The organism is Streptomyces sp. WMMC940, assembly GCF_027460265.1.
GTDB lineage: Bacteria > Actinomycetota > Actinomycetes > Streptomycetales > Streptomycetaceae > Streptomyces.
The window spans coordinates 5,093,735-5,114,928 of sequence record NZ_JAPZBC010000001.1 but is presented as its reverse complement, the minus strand read 5'-3'; the positions used below and the strand labels follow the sequence as shown (position 1 = coordinate 5,114,928).

Sequence of the window (21,194 nt, the reverse complement as noted above, 5' to 3'; positions counted from 1 at the left end):
GCCTCGGCCGTCGTCAGATCCGGCGCCGGTGGCCCAGCGGCCGCGGGCCCCCAGGAGCGCGCAGGCGGGCCGGTCACCGTCCCTGGCGCGCCGGACGTCCGGAAGAGGGCGTGAGCGCGTGACCGCGCCGCCGTCGGCGGCGCCGTGTCCGCAGGCGAGGGGGCGGATGGGTCCGACACCGGGGGGCTCCCGGAGCGCGGCCGCTGCCGTCGGTGGCGTACACGACCGTCCGAGGCAGGCTCACGGCCCGGGCCGCTGGTCGCAGAGCGTGATCGGTGACTCATGCCATCCGACGGTAGGCATCTCCGCTCGACCTTGCTGGGCAGCCTCAATTCCGGTGGAAAACCGGGCCTTTGTGGAAAACTCGGTCACTCTCCGGAGCAACGAGACGGTACCGGACCGGCAAGCCCACGGCACGACCCGCGCCCCGCACCACCACCCTGCACGCACGGGCCCATCGCGGCACCCTCACCTCTGTGAGACCACTGCCCCCAGCAGTCCGGGCCCGGTGTGCGCGCCGATCACCGCGCCCACCTCGCTGACGTGCAGTTCCCCGAGATTCGGCACCCGCTCCCGCAGCCGCTCCGCCAACGCGGACGCCCGCTCCGGCGCGGCGAGATGGTGCACCGCGACATCCACCGGTCCCGTACCGGCGCGCTCGGCGACGATCTCCTCCAGCCGGGCGATCGCCTTGGAGGCCGTGCGCACCTTCTCCCTGAGCTCGATCCGGCCGCCCTCCAACTGCAGCAACGGCTTCACCGCGAGCGCGGACCCGAACAACGCCTGGGCGGTGCCGATACGGCCGCCCCGGCGCAGATAGTCGAGGGTGTCGACGTAGAAGAACGCGGACGTGCCCGCGGCGCGCTTCTCGGCCGCTGCCACCGCCTCGTCGAGGGAGCCACCGGCGTCCACCGCCTCGGCCGCGGCGAGGGCGCAGAATCCCAGCGCCATCGCCACCATGCCGGTGTCGACCACGCTGACCGGGACGGGTGCCTCCCGGGCCGCCAGGACCGCCGCGTCGTAGGTGCCGGAGAACTCCGAGGACAGATGGAGCGAGATGATGCCGGTCGCCCCGGTTTCCGCCGCGGCCCGGTAGGCGGCCGCGAAGGTCTCCGGGCTCGGCCGGGACGTGGTCACGGCACGGCGCTTCTGGAGCGCCTGGGCGAGGGAACGGGCCGAGATCTCGGTGCCCTCCTCGAGGGCTCGGTTCCCCAGCACAACGGTCAGTGGCACCGCTGTGATGCCATGCGACTCCATCGTCTGCGGCGGCAGGTAGGCCGTGGAATCGGTGACGATCGCGACATGGCGGGACATGAGCGGGAGGTTACCCGCAGGAGCCGCCGCACGGGAGCCCGACCCCGCCCCACCACGCGCTTCCGTTCGGCGGACGGCCTCCGTCCGGGGCAGCCCGGCCGTCCGGCGGAGCGTTCGGCGCCCACCGGGAACGCGCCCTCGGCGAGCTCGGTGTCCTGGTTCGACGTCTGCGAACGGCGAGCTCCGTGTTCTAGTTCGAGGTCTCCGGACGGGCGGACTTGTCCCACGAGTACCTCATCGAGAGCCGGGGGTCCCGTGGCGGGATCGCCCGGGGCTCCTGAGCACCCGTCCCCCCCGGCTCCGATTCGCCCGAGGTCTGCTCCGGGCCCGTCGCGGCCGCCGAAGGCCGCGGAGCCCGCCCCGACGATGCCTGCGGTCCCTGTGCCGGCTGCGGGTGCCCGGGCTCCGCGGCCTGCTCGGGCCACACCGGTTCGGCGCGCGACCAGTCGCGCAGGGCTCCCGCCTCCACGTCGATCTGGGCGGTCAGCGACTCCAGGTCGTCCTCGGCGAACGACCGCGCCCGGTCCCGGGCCGCCCAGCGCAGCGACTCCGCGGAGTGCGTGATCCGCTCGACCCGCTCACGCAGCTGCGGAAGCCGCTCCGTGGTCCTGCCGCGGTCCGGCTCGCGCTCCAGCCGCCGCAGCTCCTCGTCCAGCTCCCGCCCGTGCACGCTGAGCCGCTCGAAGAGGCCGATCGACTCCCGCAGCGACGCGTCCTCGGCGACGCCCGCGTGCAGGGCCTCCTGTGTGGCCCTCATCGACGTGCGCAGACGGAGCCTCAGCTGGGCCAGCTCGCCGGCCACGCCGACCTGCCCGAAGCTCTTCGCCCGCAGCGCCGTGTCCTCGACGGTGCGCCGTGCCTGGCCGATCGTGCGGTCCACACCCCGCTTGGCCGCACCGAGCGCCTTGACGCCCACGTACACCCCGAGCGTCACGAAGGCGACGAAGAGCAGCGCCAGGATCAGGATGACGGCTTCCATGGGCGCCCCTCCGAGTCGTATGCGGTGTGTCCTCCCACGGTAAACGGAAGGGGCGGGCCGAGGGTTCCGGCGGAACCCCCAACCTGCCCGTAGGGGAAAGATCAGGGCCGGGCCCGGCGGACTGCCGGGCCCGGCCCGTGAGCGGTCCCGGCTAGGCCGGGACGATGTTCACCAGCTTCGGCGCCCGCACGATCACTTTGCGGATGCCCGCGCCCCCCAGGGCGGCCACGACCGCCGGGTCGCCCACGGCCAGCGACTCCAGTTCCCCGTCACCGATCGACGGGGAGACCTCCAGACGGGCCTTGACCTTGCCCTTGACCTGCACGACGCACGTCACGGTCTCGTCCACGACGTACGCGGGGTCGGCCACCGGGAAGGCCTCGTGGACGACCGAGCCGGAGTGGCCCAGCCGGCGCCACAGCTCCTCGCCGATATGGGGGGCCAGCGGCGCGATCAGCAGCACCAGGCGCTCCGCCACCGAGCGGGCGACCGGGCCGCCGGTCTTGGTCAGGTGGTTGTTCAGCTCGGTGATCTTGGCGATGGCGGTGTTGAAGCGCATCGCCTCCATGTCCTGGCCGACGCCCTCGATGGCCTTGTGCAGGGCGCGCAGGGTCGCCTCGTCCGGCTCCGCGTCCACCACGGTCACCTCACCGGTGGCCTCGTCGACGACGTTGCGCCACAGACGCTGCAGCAGCCGGTACTGGCCGACGACGGCACGCGTGTCCCAGGGACGGGAGACGTCCAGGGGGCCCATCGCCATCTCGTACAGGCGCAGGGTGTCTGCACCGTACTCGGCGGCGATCTCGTCCGGGGTGACCGCGTTCTTCAGGGACTTGCCCATCTTGCCCAGCTCGCGCCTGACGGACTCGTCACCGTGGACGAACCTGCCGTCGTGTTCCCGGACCTCGGCGGCGGGCACCGGGAAACCGCGGGCGTCCCGGTAGACGTACGCCTGGATCATGCCCTGGTTGTACAGCTTGTGGAACGGCTCGGCGGACGAGACGTGCCCCAGGTCGAACAGCACCTTGGACCAGAAGCGGGCGTACAGCAGATGCAGCACGGCGTGCTCGGCGCCGCCCACGTACAGGTCCACACCGCCGTGCGGCTGCCCCTCGCGGGGGCCCATCCAGTACTGCTCGATCGCCGGGTCGACCAGCTTGTCGGCGTTGTGCGGATCCAGGTACCGCAGCTCGTACCAGCACGAACCGGCCCAGTTCGGCATGGTGTTGGTCTCGCGCCGGTACCGCTTGACCCCGTCGCCCAGGTCCAGCTCGACGTCGACCCACTCCGCGTTGCGCGACAGCGGGGTCTCGGGCCGGGTGTCGGCGTCGTCCGGGTCGAAGGTGCGCGGCGAGTAGTCGTCGACCTCCGGCAGCTCCAGCGGCAGCATCGACTCGGGCAGAGCGTGGGCCACACCGTCCTCGTCGTAGACGATCGGGAACGGCTCGCCCCAGTAGCGCTGCCGGCTGAACAGCCAGTCCCGCAGGCGGAAGTTGACGGTCGCCTCGCCGATGCCCTTGGCCACCAGCCAGTCGGTGATCTTCGCCTTGGCCTCGGTCACCTCCAGGCCGTCCAGCGAGATCTCGTCGTTCGAGGAGTTGATCGCCGGGCCCTGGCCGGTGAACGCCTCGCCCTCCCAGCCCTCCGGGGGCCGTACGGTGCGGACGATGGGCAGGCCGAACGCCTCGGCGAACTCCCAGTCGCGCTCGTCCTGGCCGGGGACGGCCATGATCGCGCCGGTGCCGTAGCCCATCAGCACGTAGTCGGCCACGAAGACCGGGATGCGCTTGCCGGTGACCGGGTTCACGGCGTAGGCGCCGGTGAAGACACCGGTCTTGTCCTTGTGCTCGGTCTGGCGCTCGACATCGCTCTTGGTCTGGGCCTGCTTGCGGTACTCGGCGACGGCCTCGGCCGGGGTGGCCGCGCCGCCGGTCCAGGCGTCCTTGCCCCGGGCCTCCTCGGGCCATTCGGCGGGCAGGACCGAGTCGATCAGGTCGTGCTCGGGCGCCAGCACCATGTAGGTGGCGCCGAACAGGGTGTCGGGACGGGTGCTGAAGACCGTGATGCGGGCGTCGTCGTGTCCGTGGACGGTGAAGTCGATGCGCGCGCCCTCGCTGCGGCCGATCCAGTTGCGCTGCTGCAGCTTGATGGCCTCCGGCCAGTCCAGCGCGTCCAGGTCGTCCAGCAGCCGGTCCGCGTACGCGGTGATGCGCATGTTCCACTGCCGCAGGTTGGCCTTGAAGACCGGGAAGTTGCCGCGCTCGGAGCGGCCCTCGGAGGTGACCTCCTCGTTGGCCAGCACGGTGCCCAGCCCGGGGCACCAGTTGACCGGGGCGTCCGAGGCGTACGCCAGGCGGTAGCCGCCCAGGACGTCGGCGCGGCCGACGGCGCTCAGCTCGCTCCAGGGACGCCCGGACGGGGTGGCGCGCTCACCGCTCTCGAACTGGGCGACCAGGTCGTCGATCGGGCGGGCCTTCCCGGCGTCCTCGTCGTACCAGGAGTTGAAGATCTGCAGGAAGATCCACTGGGTCCACTTGTAGTAGTCCGGTTCGATCGTCGCGAACGACCGGCGCTTGTCGTGCCCCAGGCCCAGCCGGCGCAGCTGGATCTTCATGTTCTCGATGTTGGCCTCGGTGGACACGCGAGGGTGCGTGCCCGTCTGGACGGCGTACTGCTCGGCGGGCAGGCCGAACGCGTCGAAGCCCAGGGTGTGCAGCACGTTGTGCCCGGTCATGCGCTGGTGCCGGGCGTAGACATCGGTGGCGATGTAGCCCAGGGGGTGGCCGACGTGCAGGCCCGCACCCGACGGGTACGGAAACATGTCCATGATGAACTTCTTGGGGCGGGCCACGAGGTCGGCGTCCCCGGCCAGATCACCGCTCGGATTGGGTGCCTCGTACGTGCCGTCGGCGTCCCAGAAGTCCTGCCAGCGTGCCTCGATGTCGGCGGCCATGGCCGCCGTGTAGCGGTGGGGTGCGGCCGCCTCCGCGGAGGTGGACCCACCCGTGCCGGGGGCCACGGGGGCGGAATTCGTCTCGCTCATGATCCTTAAAGCTCCATCGATCGTCTCTGCCTGCGATTGCCTGAAACGAAAAATCCCCTCGCACAGGAGGGGACGCCGCGCCGATTCCGACCGGGAGATCACCGGTCGGGACTGATCAGCGCGGCTCGCTAAGCAGAAGGCGTACGGCACGCATGGCGTCAGGGTACAGCAGGCCGCCTTCCCGCCGCACGGAGTGTCCGCCCGCCGGGGAAGGGGCGGCGCCGCGGGGACCGGCGGGAACACCGCGCCACGGCCCTGTCCCGGAACCGGAGCCGGGGGCCCCGTATGTCCGGCCTGCCAGGCGTCGTCCGCTCCACCGGAACACTCCCGGAGGGAGGCGGAGTCCCGCAGGGTGAGTAGAGAGCATCGCCCACATGAGTGAAGAACCGTTTCGGACAGCCCGAGTTACTCGGCGTATCACCCCTATCCGGGGCAACCCCAGAGTCAGTTGTCGGTCAGGCTGACCACTAAACCTCGAAAACTCGTACCCATTGGTATGACGCCACTTAGAGTGCGACGACGGGACCGCTTTCCCGCACCATTCGGAGCCCCCATGAACCCTCGTCGCAAGATCCGTTCGTCGCCCGGTGAACCGGGCTTGAGCCGCCAGGCGCAGGGCGGACTGATCGCCGCCGCTCTCGTGCTCGTCCCGCTGCTCGCCATCGTTGGCAACGATGCCTTCCGAGCCGCGCTGGACTTCGCCGCCGGCGTGCTGTCCCTGGTCTCCCTGACCGCATCGGTCGCGTGGGGCCTCATCGCCACCGACCGCGTGTTCCTCTCCACACGCCACCGCCTGCTCGCCCAGGCCATCCACAGAAGCACCGCCGTCGCCTCACTCGGCTTCCTGCTGCTGCACGCCACGGTCAAGGTCTCGCTCGACCACGTCGAACTGATCGGCGCCCTCGTACCGTTCGGCCTCGGCATCACCGGCACGTCCGGGCTCATCGGCTTCGGCTCGCTCGCCGGCCTGCTGATGGTCGTCGCCGGCTCGACCGGCGCCGCGCGCAGCGCACTCGCCGGAAACGGCCGCTTCGCGGGACGCTGGCGGGCACTGCACATGCTGGCCTACCCGGCCTGGTGCTTCGCTCTCGTGCACGGCCTCTACGCGGGTCGCCCCGCCGCCGGCTGGGTGACCGTGATGTACAGCCTGGCGCTGCTCGGAGTCGCCGCCGCCGTCTCGCTGCGGCTGCTGCCGCTGCCGGTGAAGCGGCAGCTCGTCGAGCGGATCATGAACCTGACCGGCACGTCCGGCGATGTCCCCGGAGCCACCGAACAGAGCGTGCGTGACATGGCGTCGGCGCCCCTCCCCGGTACGTCCGGCATTCCCGCGCAGCCCCAGGCGCGCTTCGAACGCGACTTCCCGCGCGCCGCCGCCGACCTCGGCGACCCGCTGGGCTCACCGCTGGGGTCCCCGCTGGGGCAGCCGCTCGGCGTCTCGGGTGGCGGGCCCCGCCGGCTCGCCGCCCCCTCCCCGCAGCTGTACGAGGCCACCCAGCAGCTCTACGACACGGCACCGGCCCCCGCGTCCGAGCCGGCCACGGCCACGGGGTCCTTCCCCGGCGCCGGCCAGGCGATGGGCGGGCCGACGTCCGGCGACGGTCCCGGAACGGGGATCTCCGCCGCCTACCGCGCCGTTTCCCGGGCGGGTGACCCCTCCCCGCGCACCGGTGGCCCCACGGCGCCGCAGGGGCGCTCCTCGGACGACGTGCCGTTCGCCGAGCGCATCCCCATGACCGAGGAGCTGCCGGTCGTCCCCGACGACTCCTCCCCCCGCCCCCCGAGCTGGCCGACGCCGTCCCCGCCGCCGCCGGCCCAGGCCTTCCCCCCGCCGCCCGTGTCGGCTCCGTACGACACCGGCACGACCTCCCCGTACGGCGACGCGTACGCGGCGTCGCCGGGCGCCGGGTACGACCCCGTCTCCCCGTACGGCACCGCCGGCACCCCCGGCGGCTACGACGGCATCCCGTCCGCCGAGCCCTTCCAGGGCTCGTTCGACGAGACCCAGCCGCCGCCCGGCCCGCTGTATCCGCCCACGGCCGGGGAACCTTGGAACGCACCTGCAGGAGAACGACCGTGAACGCCCCCCTCCCCGATGTCCCGGAAGTCCGCGTCGTCGGCCTGCCCCAGCTCACCCAGGGATTCGACCTGGTCGAGCGTCTCGACTTGGCCATGCACCTGAAGGTGCACGGCCCGCTCGAACCCATGAGCGGCGAGCGGCTGGCCCAGCTGGCCGAGAACATATCCCTGCGCGGCCGCGGCGGCGCGGGCTTCCCGTTCGCCCAGAAGCTGCGGGCCGTGGCCAAGGCCGCCATCCGCCGGGGTGTGCGGCCCGTCGTGGTGATCAACGCGAGTGAGGACGAACCGGCCTGCCGCAAGGACACGGTGATGGTCAACCGTGCACCCCACCTCATCCTGGACGGCGCGCTGCTCGCCGCCGAGGCCCTGGGCGCCCGCACCCTGATCGTCGCGGTGACCCGCAACTCCACGGAGATCTCCATACGAGCGGCGCTGGCCGAGCGAGGCCTCTCCGACCGGCGCGGACAGCAGCTGCGCGCTCGGGTGCAGCGCAACCCCGAGCGCATGGTCTCCGGCGAGGCCTCGGCGATCATCCGGGCGATCAACGGCGGCCCCGCGCTGCCTCCCGGCCGCCGTGAGCGCGCCGCCGAGTCCGGTGTGGCCGGGGCGCCGACGCTGCTGTCCAACGCGGAGACGTTCGCACAGCTCGCCGTGGCCGCCCGGATCGGGGCCCGCAGGTACGGCCACACGGGCCTGGAGAACGAACCGGGCACGGTGATGCTGACGGTCTCCGGGGCGGTCGCGCGCCCCATGGTGATCGAGGTGCCGACGGGCGTGCCGATGCGGTACGTGCTGCAGCTCGCGGGTGCCCCGCCGGTGCCCCAGGGCGTGCTGACCGGTGGTTACCACGGCAACTGGATCGACGCCGCCGCGACCCACGAGGCCGTGATCTCGCGGGAGTCGCTGGCCAATGTGGGCGGGGCACTCGGCGCCGGCGCGATCCTCCCGATCGGCCAGGAGACATGCCCGCTCGGCGAGGCGCAGCGCGTGGCCAACTGGCTCGCGGCCGAGACGGCGGGCCAGTGCGGCCCGTGCAAGCTCGGTCTGCCCGCGGCGGCCGGCGGCCTGTCGGACGTGATCAACGGCGGCGGGCCGGCCGCCCTGGAGGCGCTGCGCGAGGTCACGCAGGCCGTCAAGGGCCGGGGGGCGTGCAAGCACCCCGACGGCTCCGCCCGGTTCTTCTCGTCGACGCTGTCGGCGTTCACGGACGACCTGGCCGCGCACGTCCTGCACGGCGGCTGCGGCCGGGAGACCGTCGGCGTCCTGCCGTTGCCCGGGCCCGGCGGTCAGGAGGCTCAGGAGTCCATCCCGAGCGGCGAGAAGCTCGCGGTGGACTGGACGCTGTGCCAGGGCCACGGCATCTGCGCGGAGATCGTGCCGGAGCTGATCCGCATGGGCGCCGACGGCTACCCCTCCGTGGCGGAGGCAGCGGTTCCGATGCATCTGCGGGGGCGCGCGCAGCGTGGCGTGCGCCGCTGTCCCGCCCTGGCGCTGCGCATCGAGCAGGCGCCGGCCCCGCGGGGCAGCAAGCCGGCCCTGCCGCCCGGCGGTGACCGCAAGGCGCTTGGCAGCGGCCAGGGTTGAGACACGGAAGAGGGCCATCCGATCGGATGGCCCTCTTCCGTGTGCCCTGACGAGCTTCTGTGGAGCTAAGGAGAATTGAACTCCTGACCTCTTGCATGCCATGCAAGCGCTCTACCAACTGAGCTATAGCCCCTTGCCGTCGGCCCCTTCACTTCCTCGGGTCTCCCCCGCGGCGACACAGAGAACATTACACGGTCCCCCCGGTGGTTCACCAAATCGTTTCCGGTCCCACCGGCACGGGCGATGCCGTCCGCTCTCACGACCGTGATCGCGACGAGCCCCCCTCCGTCCGAAGGCTCGACACACGCGCCCTCGGCGCGGCATGCGCCTGCCTCTGCCTTTCGCGGCGTCCGGAAGGGCGCGACACGCGGCCGGAATGTTCCTTGTCGACCCGTTCGCCCGAGAGGCCGCGAACCGGCCGCCTTCCACGGCGCCGGGACGGTCCGACGCTCGTACGCGTCGTGGTGGGCGCGCCGCGACCCCTGCCGCCCGAACTCGCCCCGCGTCCGGGCGGCATGACCCTCCCGGCAGTTCCGCGCCCGCGGCCGTCGCCGTGCGGCGGGCTCGGCGGTGCGGGGCGGAGGCTCGGGGGCGTCAGGCGGTCGCGAAGGAGTAGAAGCGCTTGAGCGTGCAGTGTTCGTCGAGCAGCCGTCCGTAGATCGGCTCCCCCTCGAGCTCACGGTAGGTCTCGATGGGGTCGCCTTTTATGATCAGTGCCCGCGCGCACTCCTCGCACCAGTACTGGTACTCGGGGTTGACCGGGTCCATGTCCCGGACGATCGGCGTGCCGCTGCCGCACCAGTCGCACTTCCTCCGGTGTGCACCCATCATTCAGCTCCAGCTGTGGCCGCAGGCGGTGCACACGTACGAGATACCTCCGTTGTCGCCGAGCACTTGGGCAACGTGGGACGAACCGCATGAAGGACAGCTGAGGGCGGCACGGGCATCCGCAGCGAGGAGCTGGTCGTCGTTCTCCTCGTTGCCGCCTCCGGGCATCGCCTCTCCCTCCCGTCCAGGCCTTCATCCCCCTTCAGCCGTCCCGATTCTGCCATGGCGGGGCATGGGGGTCATCGGCGTCGGCGAACCGGTGCGTCATCGTTCCGGAGATCACCACGACCGTGGGGTCGAGGGCGCGCAACGGGCCACGGAAACACGAAATCCCGGCCCCCTGCGGGGGACGGGATCCGGATGGTGGTGCTTGTGGAGCTAAGGAGAATTGAACTCCTGACCTCTTGCATGCCATGCAAGCGCTCTACCAACTGAGCTATAGCCCCTTGCGTTCTTCGCGCTCCGCGCTGCGAACAAGAAGAACCTTAGCCTGTGACCAGCCGGAAAGTGAAATCCGACCGGTCTCGGGCCGTCCGGCGGGCCCGGGGCGGGTCCGTACCGGGCCCGCCGGTGGTCCAGGAGGGGCCACGCGACCGCCGGCGGGAGGTGCCGGAGCGCGGCCGCCCGGCACCCTGAGCACCCTCGGAAGCGATCCTGAGGGGCCACCGAGTGCTTCCCGCACGGGACGGCGATGGAGCGGGCCCACGGACCCTGCCGTACGGCCTGCTCAGTCGTCGTCGCCGAGGACCGGCTCGGGGAGGGTGCCCGCGTTGTGCTCCAGCAGGCGCCAGCCCCTGGCGCCCTCGCCGAGGACGGACCAGGAGCAGTTGGAGAGGCCGCCCAGGCCCTCCCAGTGGTGGGCCTCCAGGCCCAGGAGCCGGCCGATCGTCGTGCGGATGGTGCCGCCGTGGCTGACGACGACGAGCGTGCCCCCGTCGGGCAGCTTGTCCGCGTGGCGCAGCACGACCGGCGAGGCCCGGTCGGCGACCTCGGTCTCCAGCTCACCGCCGCCTCGGCGCACGGGCTCGCCGCGCTTCCAGGCGGCGTACTCCTCGCCGTGGCGCTCGACGATCTCCTCATGGGTAAGGCCCTGCCAGACGCCCGCGTAGGTCTCGCGCAGTGCGGAGTCGTGGGTGACCTCGTGACCGGTGATCGAGGCGAGCTGGTCGGCCGTCGTCGCCGCCCGCTTCAGGTCCGAACTGATGATCGCGTCCGGCTTCAGTGACGCCAGGAGCCGCGCGGACCGGCGTGCCTGGTTGACGCCGGTCTCGGTCAGCTCGATGTCCGTGGAACCCTGGAACCGGCGCTCGAGGTTCCAGGCCGTCTGGCCGTGCCGCCACAGGACGATGCGACGGCCGCGGCCCTTGCCGGTGTCGCTGCGGCTCAGCTCAGCTCACCGTCCGATCCGCTGCCGTCCCCGCTGAGCCTGGCGTGCTCCTCCGCCTTGCCACGCGTCTTCAGCGCGTCCTCGGGCAGCGGAAGCTCCGGGCAGTCCTTCCACAGCCGCTCGAGGGCGTAGAAGACCCGCTCCTCGCTGTGCTGGACGTGGACCACGACGTCGACGTAGTCGAGCAGGATCCAGCGCGCGTCGCGGTCGCCCTCGCGGCGCACCGGCTTGGCGCCGAGCTCCTTGAGCAGCTTCTCCTCGATCTCGTCCACGATCGACTTGACCTGGCGGTCGCTCGGGGCGGAGGCGAGGAGGAATGCGTCCGTGATCGACAGCACATCGCTGACGTCGTAGGCGATGATGTCGTGCGCGAGCTTGTCCGCTGCCGCCTGTGCGGCGACGTTGATGAGCTCGAGGGAACGGTCCGTAGCGGTCACAAGCAGGCTTTCGTCGGCGGTCGGGACCCCTCCAGGGTCTCACGGACCACCGACAACCCACGCGGCCGTTCACCGCGGCAGCGCTCCGCACCCTCCGCCGGACCGCCCGGAGGCGCGGGACCGGATCACCCGGGCCCGCGGAGCCCTCCGCCCCGCGACTCACGACGGCGGCGGATCACCTGGGTTCGTAGTCCTGGCCGAGGACCACCAGCACGTCGGCGTTCGAGGCAGCCTTGCCCTTCTCCACCGCGCTCTCGTCCAGGCCCAGCGTCTTGGCGACCTCGACGGCGTTCTGCTTCTGCGTCGCGTCACCGTAGACGACCTGCGTCGACGACTCCGGCTCCGCCTCGCCGGCGTCCACGAACGCGTAGCCGCCGTTCACCAGGACGATCCTGGTGCTCTCGGTCGCGTCGCCGTCGCCGCTGGCGTTGCGGACGCCGACGCGGACCGCCGCGCCCTGCTCCGGTGCGCTCACACGGCCGCCGAGGACGTCCTTGACCACGCTGTCGCTCGCCTCCTGGCTGAGCCTGCCGTCGTCCTGGACGGGCAGCACGGCGGTCTTGTAGTCGCCGCCCTTGGCGTGCTCGGCGAGCTTCGCGAGCGACGCCCCGAGATCCTTCTCGGGGAGCGACGGGTCCAGGATCTGGGCCAGCGTCTCGACGGTCACCGTGGCGGCCTCGGCGTCGCTCGGCATCTTCCGCAGCACGCCGTACATGACCTGGCCGAACCTCTGGAGCTGGTCGGCCTCGGCCTCTCCGGGCGCGCGGTACGTGGCGTAGCCGACGGCCATGCGACCGTTGAGCGTCTGGTTCTCGCCCTTCTTCACCAACGGTGCCTCGCCCTTCTTCGCGCCGGGCACGACGGTGTCGGTCGTGATGTCGATGCCGCCGACCAGTTCGACGAGGTTCTCGAGGAAGGGGGTGTCGAGCCGCCAGGTGCCGCTGATCCGGGTGCCGAGGAGGTTGCCGATCGACTCGCGCGTGCCGGTTGTGCCGTCCTCGTCGACGGACTTGCCGAGAGTGGTGGCGTTCCCCTCGTCGTCGGCGACGGAGAGCGAGTTCGGGAGCAGGACGGTGGTGCCCTGCTTGGTGGTGGCGTTGTCCACGAGGAGGGCTGTCGAGGTGCCCTTCTTCTTGGTGTTGTGGAGGTGCAGGACGATCACGTCCCGCTTCTGCGGGCCGGTCGCGGTGGTCTGCGCGCCCGCCGGGTCGGAGGTGCCGGGCAGCTTGCCCGCGTACCACAGGTAGCCGACGCCGCCGGCGAGCACGAGGGCGAGGACGACGACGAGCGCCACGGTCCGGTTGCGCCCTCGCCGCTTCGCCTCCTCACGGCGCTCGGAGCGGCTCTCGGTGAACTTCAGCCAGTCGATGACGTCCTCGGAGTCCTCGTCCGGCTCCTCCACGAAGGAGAACTGCTCGGTGCGGTAGTCCCCGTCGCCGCCGCCCGCGGGGCGGCGCCGTCCGGGTACGGCGGGGGCGCCCCGGTCCGGACCGGGCGGAGCCGGACGGAGCCGTTCGCCGGACCCTTGCGGGGCGGCGGGCTGCTGCTGGGGCGGGACGCTCCACTGCCCGGTGGTGTCGACGGCGGCCTGCCGGCCCGTGTCGTACCCGTAGCCGTCGTGGCCGTAGCCGTCGTGGCCGTAGCCCTCCTGCGGCTGCTGGGACTGCGGGTGCGGACCGGGCTGCTGCCGGCCGTACGGGTCGTACGACTGCGGTTGCTGCGACTGGGGGTGCTGCTGAGGCTGCGCGTAGGGGTCGTAGCCGTACCCCTGGGACGCCGGGGGCGTCGGCTGCTGGTACTGCGACTGGTGCCGGTCCCGGGACTGCCGGCCGTACGCGTCGTAACCGTGGGACTGCGGGTCGTGCTGGGGCTGCTGGTAGACCGGCTGCCCGTACTCGTCGTAGCCGATGATCTGCGGTTGCTGCGGGTAGTACGGGTCGTACGGGTTCTGCTGGTCGTTCACCGGTGCCCCTCTCCGTGGCTCACTCGCCGCGGTACAACTGGCGCTTGTCGATGTAGCGCACCACACCGTCCGGCACCAGATACCAGACCGGATCGCCCTGCGCGACCCTCGCCCGGCAGTCGGTGGACGAGATCGCCAGCGCGGGCACCTCCACGAGGGAGACGCCGCCCTTCGGGAGCCCGTCGTCGGTCAGGTCGTGACCCGGCCGGGTGACACCGATGAAGTGCGCGAGTGAGAACAGTTCCTCGGCGTCCCGCCAGGTGAGGATCTGGGAGAGCGCGTCGGCCCCGGTGATGAAGAAGAGGTCCGAGTCGGTGTTGAGCGCCCGCAGGTCCCGCAGCGTGTCGATCGTGTACGTCGGTCCGCCGCGGTCGATGTCGATGCGGCTGACGGAGAACTGCGGGTTGGAAGCCGTGGCGATGACCGTCATCAGATAGCGGTCCTCCGCCGGCGACACCGCCTTGTGGCTCTTCTGCCACGGCTGTCCGGTCGGTACGAACACCACCTCGTCGAGGTGGAACAGGGCCGCCACCTCGCTGGCGGCCACCAGGTGTCCATGGTGGATCGGGTCGAACGTCCCGCCCATGACGCCGAGTCGGCGTTTTCCGCGGCCGGTCGTAGGCGCTTCCTGCTGTCCCATGCGTGCAGAGCCTACTGGCACGGCCGTTCGGATCCGTCTCAGCGGTCGCGGTTGAAGCGGGTGGTGATCCACAGCAGCAGGAGCAGCGCGCCCAGCGCGCCGAAACCGGTGAGGTAGGGGCTGAGGCTTTGGTGGCTGCCACCGTGCTCGGCTCCCTCGGCGAGAGTGACCAGGGTGGCGGCGGTGCTGGCGAGACTCATCTTCTGCAGGCCCTATCGATCGGAGTCGGAGCGGAGACTTCGGGCACATCGTATGCGTGCGCTCCGGGCACCCTCACGCCGACTCAGTCGTTGTCGGTTTCGCAGTCCCGGTTCCACGGGCGCGCGCGGTGTCCGCCGGGCGGGCTCCGCCCTGTGGAAACCGGGCCCGGCGGAGTTGTCCACAGCCCCCGCCGCATCGCAACCCCAGCGCCTAGTGTGGGGTCTGTCGGGGGGGACGGGGCACGACTCGCGACGACGGCAGGACGCATGAGGAACCAGGGGGCACCATGACCGACAGCAGTTCCGAGAACGTACCGGGCAGGCACCGCACACGCTTCCCGGGGATCTCCTCACGGGCGTACGAGCACCCGGCGGACCGTTCGGCGCTCGTCGCCCTGCGCAGGCTGAGCGGGTTCGACACCGTGTTCAAGGCGCTGAGCGGGCTGCTGCCGGAGCGCAGTCTGCGGCTGCTCTTCCTCTCCGACTCGGTGAGGGTGAGCGACGCCCAGTTCGCGCACCTCCACACGATGCTGCGCGACGCCTGCTACATCCTGGACCTGGAGAAGGTCCCGCAGATGTACGTCACCCAGGACCCGAAGCCCAATGCCATGTGCATCGGCCTGGACGAGCCGATCATCATGGTCACCACCGGTCTGGTGGAGCTGCTGGACGAGGAGGAGATGCGGGCGGTCGTGGGCCACGAGGTCGGGCACGCCCTCTCCGGCCACTCCGTCTACCGCACGATCCTGCTGTTCCTCACCAACCTCGCGGTGAAGGTGGCCTGGATCCCGCTGGGCAATGTGGCGGTCATGGCGATCGTGACCGCGCTGCGGGAGTGGTTCCGCAAGTCGGAGCTGTCCGCGGACCGGGCAGGACTGCTGGTGGGCCAGGATCTGCAGGCCTCGATGCGCGGTCTGATGAAGATCGCGGGCGGCAACCACCTCCACGAGATGAACGTGGACGCCTTCCTGGAGCAGGCCGAGGAGTACGAGGCGGGGGGCGATCTCCGGGACTCCGTGCTGAAGATCCTCAACATGCTGCCGAGGACACATCCGTTCACCACCGTGCGCGCCGCCGAGCTGAAGAAGTGGGCGGAGAGCCGCGACTACCAGCGGATCATGGACGGCCACTACCCGCGGCGCACGGAGGACAAGGAAACCTCCGTCACCGACTCGTTCCGCGAGTCCGCCTCGCACTACGCGGACTCGGTGCGCAGCAGCAAGGATCCGCTGATGAAGTTGGTCGGCGACATAGCCGGCGGCGCGGGCGACCTGGGCGGCCGGCTGCGCGACAGGTTCACCGGCCCGGCGGCGGGCGGGAACCGTGGCGGCGGCCACGGGAACTCTCCGAAGGACGGCGGTCCGGGGACGACGGGTCAGCCCGAGGGCTGAGTGCCGGTCACGAGGGTCCCGCAGACCGCGGCGACGGCGCGGCCCGTGTCGTACGGGTCGGTGCCTGCCGGTCCCTCGCCGGTCGCCCGCCGGCCCGCCGGCACTGGCTCCAACACGGCGGCCGCGTCGGCCGAGCAGGACATGGGACCGGCCTGCACATGGCTGAGCAGCAGTTCGGCCCGGTGGGTGCGAAGGTCGTCGCGGTCGAAGCGGAAGTGCAGCTGGCGCCGGACGGTGAAGAGAGAGGCGTTGTCCACGGCCTCCCCGTCCGCGGCGGTGGGCGTACCGGTCTCCTTCCCCGCGGGCCGCACCGCGTAGGCGAAGGTGTGGTCCGAGGTCACCTCCAGCGCGTCGGGGCCGGCTTCGGCGAAGGCCAGCGTGCCCCGGACCCGCACCTCCGGGGCGGCCAGGGTGATCCTGTCCGGGTCGAAGCGGACGAGCCAGCCGGTCGCCGCGTGGCGCCCGTCGTCCTCGGGAGCGTTCATCGACCGGTCGAACTGGTTCAGCTGGTCCGGGTCGAGCAGCACCCGCACCGGCCGCACGGCGCCCTCGGTGAGCACCGCGGGGTCGAGGGAGGACGCCACCAGGTAGTCCTTGGCGATGGTGAGCGCGGTCATCACCTGGTCGTCCGAGAAATTCTTGGTGTGCCGTACGGCCGGAAGGGTGATGCCGGCCGCTCCGACAGGGAAGTCGGCTGCGGGACTGCGGGCGTACAGTCCGGCCGGGTCGCCGCCGGGCACGGACCCCTCGGGGGCGAGCGGGACGACCATGCTCCGCAGCGCTTGGACGGGCTGGGTCTCGGGCGGCCGGTAGGGATGGCGCACGCCCATGTAGACGGCGGTGCCGAAGGCCATGGCGATCAGCAGCATCAGCACCAGGAAATGCCTGGGTCCGTTGTGCAGACCCCGTCCGGGGCGGCTGCGGACGGCCTTGGCGTGGTCGCCCATCCGTTCCTGCGCGGAGAACTCCTGGAGGCGGGCAGCACGGACGAACGATTCGTCGAAGACGACGGACCGGTACTCGTCGTCGTTTCCGCCGGGGAGCCCCTCGGGTGTCCCCTCAGGTGGGTCTCCACGCCCTGCCATATCTTCAGAGTAGGTCTGCGGAGGGTCGCGTAAACGCGCTGCCGCGGGCCGGGTTGCGGCGCGCGGGGAACCGCCGGGCGCCGATGCGCGGGACGGGACGCGCCGGGTCAGGGCGTGCGGGGGGCCGCGGAGACGGGAGGCGCGGAGTACTGGGCCGAGGCGGAGGGGCCCGTGACCCGGTCGGGGACGTCGCCCTTGACAGGCGCGTCCACACCGGTGGTGGTGGCGGGTGTCGGGACGCGGTCCTGGCGGTTCGCGGCCGCTCCCCGGTACACGGCCGTGAAGGCGAGGGCGACCATGCCGACGCCCATCACCACGGCGAGGACCCAGGCCACCGGCCGGTGCCAGCGGGCCGAGCCCCGGTAGGGCCGCAGCGCGCCGCCGTGCGGCCCGTAGGGGTCCGCGTAGCGGTCGGGACCGTCGGGGTCGAGGTCCCCGTAGGCGCGCTCCCGGCCGTGTTCGCCCGCGGGGCCGTAGCCGTCGTCGTAGAGGTCGTCGTCGGCCGGGCCGACCCCGGAGCGGGCGCGGGCCGCCTCGGCCTCGGCACGTGCCTGTGCGGCCGCGAGCAGCCGCTCCACGGCGCTCGGTTCATGGATCTCGGCCGCCCGTACGAAGTCCTCGTCGAACACCACGGAGGCGAAGTCCTGGTCCGCGCCTCCGCGGTCGTCGTCGGGCTCCCAGCCGTCCGGGAACGGCCTGCCCCCCACGTCGTCCGGCACGACTTCAGGGTAGACCTGGCCGTGGGTTTTCGGCAGGGAGTGCGGGCAACTGACCGCGCCCCTCCGTCACCGGGTGTGACCGTCACCCGTCACGATGTACTTGGTCGAGGTCAGCTCGGGCAGTCCCATCGGACCCCGGGCGTGCAGCTTCTGCGTGGAGATCCCGATCTCGGCGCCGAAACCGAACTGGCCCCCGTCGGTGAAGCGGGTGGACGCGTTCACGGCCACCGTCGTCGAATCCACCAACCGGGTGAACCGGCGGGCCGCCGCCTGGGAGGTGGTGACGATGGCCTCGGTGTGCCCGGAGGACCACAGGCGGATGTGCTCGACGGCCTTGTCGAGGGAGTCCACCACGGCCGCGGCGATGTCGTAGGACAGGTACTCGGTCTCCCAGTCCTCGGCCGTGGCGGGCACGACCGTGGCCTTGGAGCCCTCGGCGAGGGCGAGGGTGCGCTCGTCGGCGTGGATCGTGACGCCGGCCTCCGCGAGGGCGTCCAGGGCCCGGGGCAGGAACATCCCCGCGATGTCCTGGTGGACGAGGAGGGTCTCGGCGGCGTTGCAGACGCTGGGCCGCTGGGCCTTGGAGTTGATCAGGATCTCGACGGCCATGTCGAGGTCGGCCTCGGCGTCGACGTAGACATGGCAGTTTCCGGTGCCGGTCTCGATGACCGGGACGGTGGACTCCTCGACCACGGTCCGGATCAGGGAGGCCCCGCCGCGCGGGATGAGGACGTCGACGAGACCGCGGGCGCGCATCAGTTCCCGTACGGAGTCGCGGCTCTCCCCCGGGACGAGCTGCACGGCGTCCGCCGGCAACCCGGAGCCTCCGACGGCGTCCCTCAGGACCCTCACGAGGGCGGTGTTGGAGGAGTAGGCGGAGGAGGAACCGCGCAGCAGCACGGCGTTTCCGGACTTCAGGCAGAGCGCGGCGGCGTCCACCGTCACGTTGGGCCGGGCCTCGTAGATGATGCCGACCACGCCGAGGGGGACACGGACCTGGCGGAGATCGATCCCGTTGGGGAGGGTCGAGCCTCGGACGACCTCACCGACCGGGTCGGGCAGCGCGGCGACGTGCCGCACGTCGGCGGCGATGGCCCGGACCCGCTCCGGGGTCAGGGTGAGCCTGTCGATGATCGCCTCACTCGTGCCGGCTTCCCGGGCGCGGGCGATGTCCTCGGCGTTGGCCTCGACGATCTCGCTCGTCCGGACCTCGAGGGCGTCGGCGATCGCCAGCAGGGCGTCGTCCTTGACCGCGCGCGGAAGTGGCGCGATGTCGGCGGCTGCGGAGCGGGCACGGTAGGCGGCCCGGGTGACCGGGGTCAGGTTGTCGTACGGCGAAAGCGAGGTCATGCCCGCAGGGTAATGCGCACTCAGCGGGCATCCCTCACGTATCCCGCACTGCGAGACGTGACGGACCGGGCGCTGGTACCGCACCGGGCCCGGCGCGGTTCCGGGCCCCGTACCGGACAGCCCTCTTCCGGCGGCGGAGGCCGGCAGGTCACGGTGACGGTTCCGGGTGCCGGCGTCGGGCTCCCCGGCACCGGCCCCGCGAGGCCCGCGGTCGTCAGAACGGGTGGACGCCGACGGGTGTGGCCGGGGGCGGCCCGTACCCTTCGGCGATGCGCTGGTGGTAGGTCTCGCGGTCGATGACCTCCAGGCCCACGATCTCCCACGGCGGAAGCTTCGCCGTGGAGCGGTGCTCGCCCCATAGGCGCAGGGCCACCGCTGCGGCGTCGTGCAGGTCCCGGGCCTCTTCCCAGTAGCGGATCTCGGCGTGGTCGTTGGCGTAACGGCTGGTGAGCAGGAAGGGGTGGTCGTGGGCGAGCTGCTCCAGTCCGCGCCTGACCTCCTTCAACGGCGTCTCCGCGCCCGAGACGCAGAGGGTGATGTGCCACAGCCGGGAGACGGCCCGCTCGTCGCCGTGCGGCGCGGTGTTCTCGCCGGCCTCGTGCTCCCCTCGGAGGGCCCCGCCGGCGGGGGTGAGGCCGTCCCGTGGGTCGAGGTCCGCGGATCGCTCGAAGTCGGCCCCCGCGTCCACACTGCTCAGGGCCCGCTGCTCCCCCACGGACCTGCGGGCGTGGGTCGTTGCCCGTGTCCCACGGGGCGCCGCCCCTGGGCGCGCTCGTCTCACCGGCGGCCTCCTGTCGATGCGTCGTGGTGCCGAACCCCGCCTTACCCCCCTGACAAAGTTGACCAGTCCGGGGCCGGGCGCGGGGCGGTTTTGATGAAGGTCCCTGCCGGAAGGCCGGACTTTCAGCCGTTTCAGGGGTGACGTCAGGGGTTCAGGACAACGAGGTCGTCCCTGTGTACGACCTCTCGCTCGTAGGCGGGGCCGAGTTCCCTGGCGAGGTCGCGGGTGGAGCGGCCGAGCAGCAGGGGGAGTTCCTTGGAGTCGAAGTTGACCAGTCCGCGGGCCACGGCCCTGCCGTCGGCGTCGCGCAGCTCCACCGGGTCCCCGGCGGTGAACTCGCCGTCCACGGCCGCGATTCCGGCGGGCAGCAGTGACTTCCTGCGCTCGACGACGGCCTGGACGGCTCCGTCGTCGAGGGTGAGCGCGCCCTGCGGGGTGGAGGCGTGGGCGAGCCAGAGCAGCCGGTCGGCGGAACGCCGCCCGGTGCGGCGGAAGTAGGTGCCGGTGTCGCGCCCGGCGAGGGCGTCGGCGGCGCGGGATGCGGAGGTGAGGACCACCGGGACGCCGGCCGCGGCCGCGATCCGTGCCGCCTCGACCTTGGTGACCATGCCCCCGGTTCCGACGCCGGCCCTGCCCGCCGACCCGATCTCCACGCCCGCCAGATCGGCGGGTCCTCGGACCTCCTCGATCCGGGACGTGCCGGGCTTGCCGGGGTCGCCGTCGTAGAGGCCGTCCACGTCGGACAGCAGGACCAACAGATCGGCGCGGACGAGGTGCGCGACGAGGGCCGCGAGCCGGTCGTTGTCGCCGAAGCGGATCTCGTCGGTGGCGACCGTGTCGTTCTCGTTGACGACCGGAACGGCCCCCATGGCGAGCAGCTGGTCGAGGGTGCGGTAGGCGTTGCGGTAGTGGGCGCGGCGGCTGGTGTCGTCGGTGGTGAGGAGCACCTGCCCCACGCGGACGCCGTAGCGGGCGAAGGAGGCGGTGTAGCGGGCGACGAGCAGGCCCTGGCCGACGCTCGCGGCGGCCTGCTGCCGGGCCAGGTCCTTGGGACGGCGGGCCAGCCCGAGGGGGGCGAGTCCGGCGGCGATGGCGCCGCTGGAGACGAGCACTATCTCCTTCTCGCCGCCGCTGCGGACCTTGGCCAGCACGTCCACGAGGGCGTCCACCCGGTCGGCGTCGAGTCCCCCGGAGGCCGTGGTGAGTGAGGACGAGCCCACCTTGACGACGATCCTGCGTGCTTCCGTCACGTACTGCCTTGCCACTGTCACGTGGCGAATCTATGTCAGTCACGGCCGTCGGCGCGCTTCCGTTTCGCCGGCTGGACATGCTCCCGGACAGGGCGGGGCCGGGCGCGCCGGGCCGTTCGCCCACCGGGTCCCGCGACGCGCACCGGCCCGTGAACGCGCCCCTCGCG

General features: G+C 71.9%; 17 protein-coding genes and 2 tRNA genes. 3 read left to right on the top strand and 16 right to left on the bottom strand.

What is annotated here, in order from left to right; genetic code table 11:
• Window positions 1-468: 468 nt before the first annotated feature.
• From O7595_RS22420 to leuS, 3 genes are all read right to left on the bottom strand, one after another.
• A complete protein-coding gene (locus O7595_RS22420; RefSeq protein WP_269730426.1) occupies window positions 469-1,314 on the bottom strand; it encodes a DegV family protein in 846 nt (281 codons plus the stop codon).
• A gap of 190 nt (window positions 1,315-1,504) precedes the next feature.
• Window positions 1,505-2,293, bottom strand: coding sequence for a hypothetical protein (locus O7595_RS22415; RefSeq protein ID WP_269730425.1), 789 nt, complete (start codon window positions 2,291-2,293; stop codon window positions 1,505-1,507).
• A gap of 151 nt (window positions 2,294-2,444) precedes the next feature.
• The gene (gene leuS / locus O7595_RS22410; protein WP_269730424.1) at window positions 2,445-5,336 is read right to left on the bottom strand and encodes a leucine--tRNA ligase; all 2,892 of its coding nucleotides are present in this window, start codon (window positions 5,334-5,336) and stop codon (window positions 2,445-2,447) included.
• 553 nt (window positions 5,337-5,889) lie between these two features.
• On the opposite strand from leuS, the gene O7595_RS22405 reads away from it, so the two are divergent.
• Together O7595_RS22405 and O7595_RS22400 are read left to right on the top strand one after the other, a co-directional pair.
• Entirely contained in the window at window positions 5,890-7,413 is a 1,524-nt protein-coding gene (locus O7595_RS22405) for a hypothetical protein (RefSeq protein ID WP_269730423.1), read from the top strand.
• The gene (locus O7595_RS22400) at window positions 7,410-8,996 is read left to right on the top strand and encodes an NADH-quinone oxidoreductase subunit NuoF family protein (RefSeq protein ID WP_269730422.1); all 1,587 of its coding nucleotides are present in this window, start codon (window positions 7,410-7,412) and stop codon (window positions 8,994-8,996) included. Before O7595_RS22405 ends, O7595_RS22400 begins: the two co-directional genes overlap by 4 nt.
• Window positions 8,997-9,056: 60 nt before the next feature.
• On the opposite strand, the gene O7595_RS22395 is transcribed toward O7595_RS22400, so the two are convergent.
• The 8 genes from O7595_RS22395 to O7595_RS22360 all read right to left on the bottom strand — a co-directional run bounded on the left by O7595_RS22395 (window position 9,057) and on the right by O7595_RS22360 (window position 14,451).
• Window positions 9,057-9,129: transfer RNA gene (locus O7595_RS22395), tRNA-Ala, on the bottom strand.
• A gap of 461 nt (window positions 9,130-9,590) precedes the next feature.
• Window positions 9,591-9,824, bottom strand: coding sequence for a hypothetical protein (locus tag O7595_RS22390; RefSeq protein ID WP_026277450.1), 234 nt, complete (start codon window positions 9,822-9,824; stop codon window positions 9,591-9,593).
• Between the two features lie 373 nt (window positions 9,825-10,197).
• Window positions 10,198-10,270 (bottom strand) — tRNA-Ala (locus tag O7595_RS22385).
• A 281-nt stretch (window positions 10,271-10,551) separates the two neighbouring features.
• Entirely contained in the window at window positions 10,552-11,211 is a 660-nt protein-coding gene (locus tag O7595_RS22380) for a histidine phosphatase family protein (RefSeq protein WP_269732581.1), read from the bottom strand.
• The gene (gene rsfS, locus O7595_RS22375; protein ID WP_138055274.1) at window positions 11,208-11,648 is read right to left on the bottom strand and encodes a ribosome silencing factor; all 441 of its coding nucleotides are present in this window, start codon (window positions 11,646-11,648) and stop codon (window positions 11,208-11,210) included. Before rsfS ends, O7595_RS22380 begins: the two co-directional genes overlap by 4 nt.
• Before the next feature lie 175 nt (window positions 11,649-11,823).
• On the bottom strand, window positions 11,824-13,611 hold the full coding sequence (locus O7595_RS22370; protein ID WP_269730421.1) for a LytR C-terminal domain-containing protein: 1,788 nt from the start codon (window positions 13,609-13,611) through the stop codon (window positions 11,824-11,826).
• 19 nt (window positions 13,612-13,630) lie between these two features.
• Window positions 13,631-14,251 (bottom strand): nicotinate-nucleotide adenylyltransferase, encoded by a 621-nt coding sequence (gene nadD / locus O7595_RS22365; RefSeq protein ID WP_269730420.1) that lies wholly within the window; start codon window positions 14,249-14,251, stop codon window positions 13,631-13,633.
• Window positions 14,252-14,289: 38 nt separating this feature from the next.
• Window positions 14,290-14,451 carry a hypothetical protein gene (locus O7595_RS22360; RefSeq protein ID WP_171053089.1) on the bottom strand — a complete coding sequence of 54 codons (162 nt, stop codon included), beginning with the start codon at window positions 14,449-14,451 and terminating at the stop codon, window positions 14,290-14,292.
• A gap of 287 nt (window positions 14,452-14,738) precedes the next feature.
• On the opposite strand from O7595_RS22360, the gene O7595_RS22355 reads away from it, so the two are divergent.
• Window positions 14,739-15,842, top strand: a complete 1,104-nt coding sequence (locus O7595_RS22355) for a M48 family metallopeptidase (RefSeq protein WP_269730419.1) — start codon at window positions 14,739-14,741, stop codon at window positions 15,840-15,842.
• Here the strand turns inward: O7595_RS22355 and O7595_RS22350 are convergent.
• The 5 genes from O7595_RS22350 to proB all read right to left on the bottom strand — a co-directional run bounded on the left by O7595_RS22350 (window position 15,827) and on the right by proB (window position 21,048).
• Window positions 15,827-16,927, bottom strand: a complete 1,101-nt coding sequence (locus O7595_RS22350; protein ID WP_269730418.1) for an SCO2583 family membrane protein — start codon at window positions 16,925-16,927, stop codon at window positions 15,827-15,829. The two genes, O7595_RS22355 and O7595_RS22350, sit on opposite strands and share 16 nt — an antisense overlap.
• A 107-nt stretch (window positions 16,928-17,034) precedes the next feature.
• Complete coding sequence (locus O7595_RS22345) at window positions 17,035-17,646, bottom strand: SCO2584 family spore wall biosynthesis protein (RefSeq protein WP_269730417.1); 612 nt, start codon at window positions 17,644-17,646, stop codon at window positions 17,035-17,037.
• A gap of 66 nt (window positions 17,647-17,712) precedes the next feature.
• A complete protein-coding gene (locus O7595_RS22340; RefSeq protein WP_269730416.1) occupies window positions 17,713-18,996 on the bottom strand; it encodes a glutamate-5-semialdehyde dehydrogenase in 1,284 nt (427 codons plus the stop codon).
• Window positions 18,997-19,210: 214 nt separating this feature from the next.
• Entirely contained in the window at window positions 19,211-19,777 is a 567-nt protein-coding gene (locus O7595_RS22335; RefSeq protein ID WP_269730415.1) for a hypothetical protein, read from the bottom strand.
• A gap of 143 nt (window positions 19,778-19,920) precedes the next feature.
• Window positions 19,921-21,048: a glutamate 5-kinase gene (proB, locus tag O7595_RS22330; protein WP_269730414.1), complete on the bottom strand. Its 1,128-nt coding sequence runs from the start codon at window positions 21,046-21,048 to the stop codon at window positions 19,921-19,923.
• Window positions 21,049-21,194: the final 146 nt, after the last annotated feature.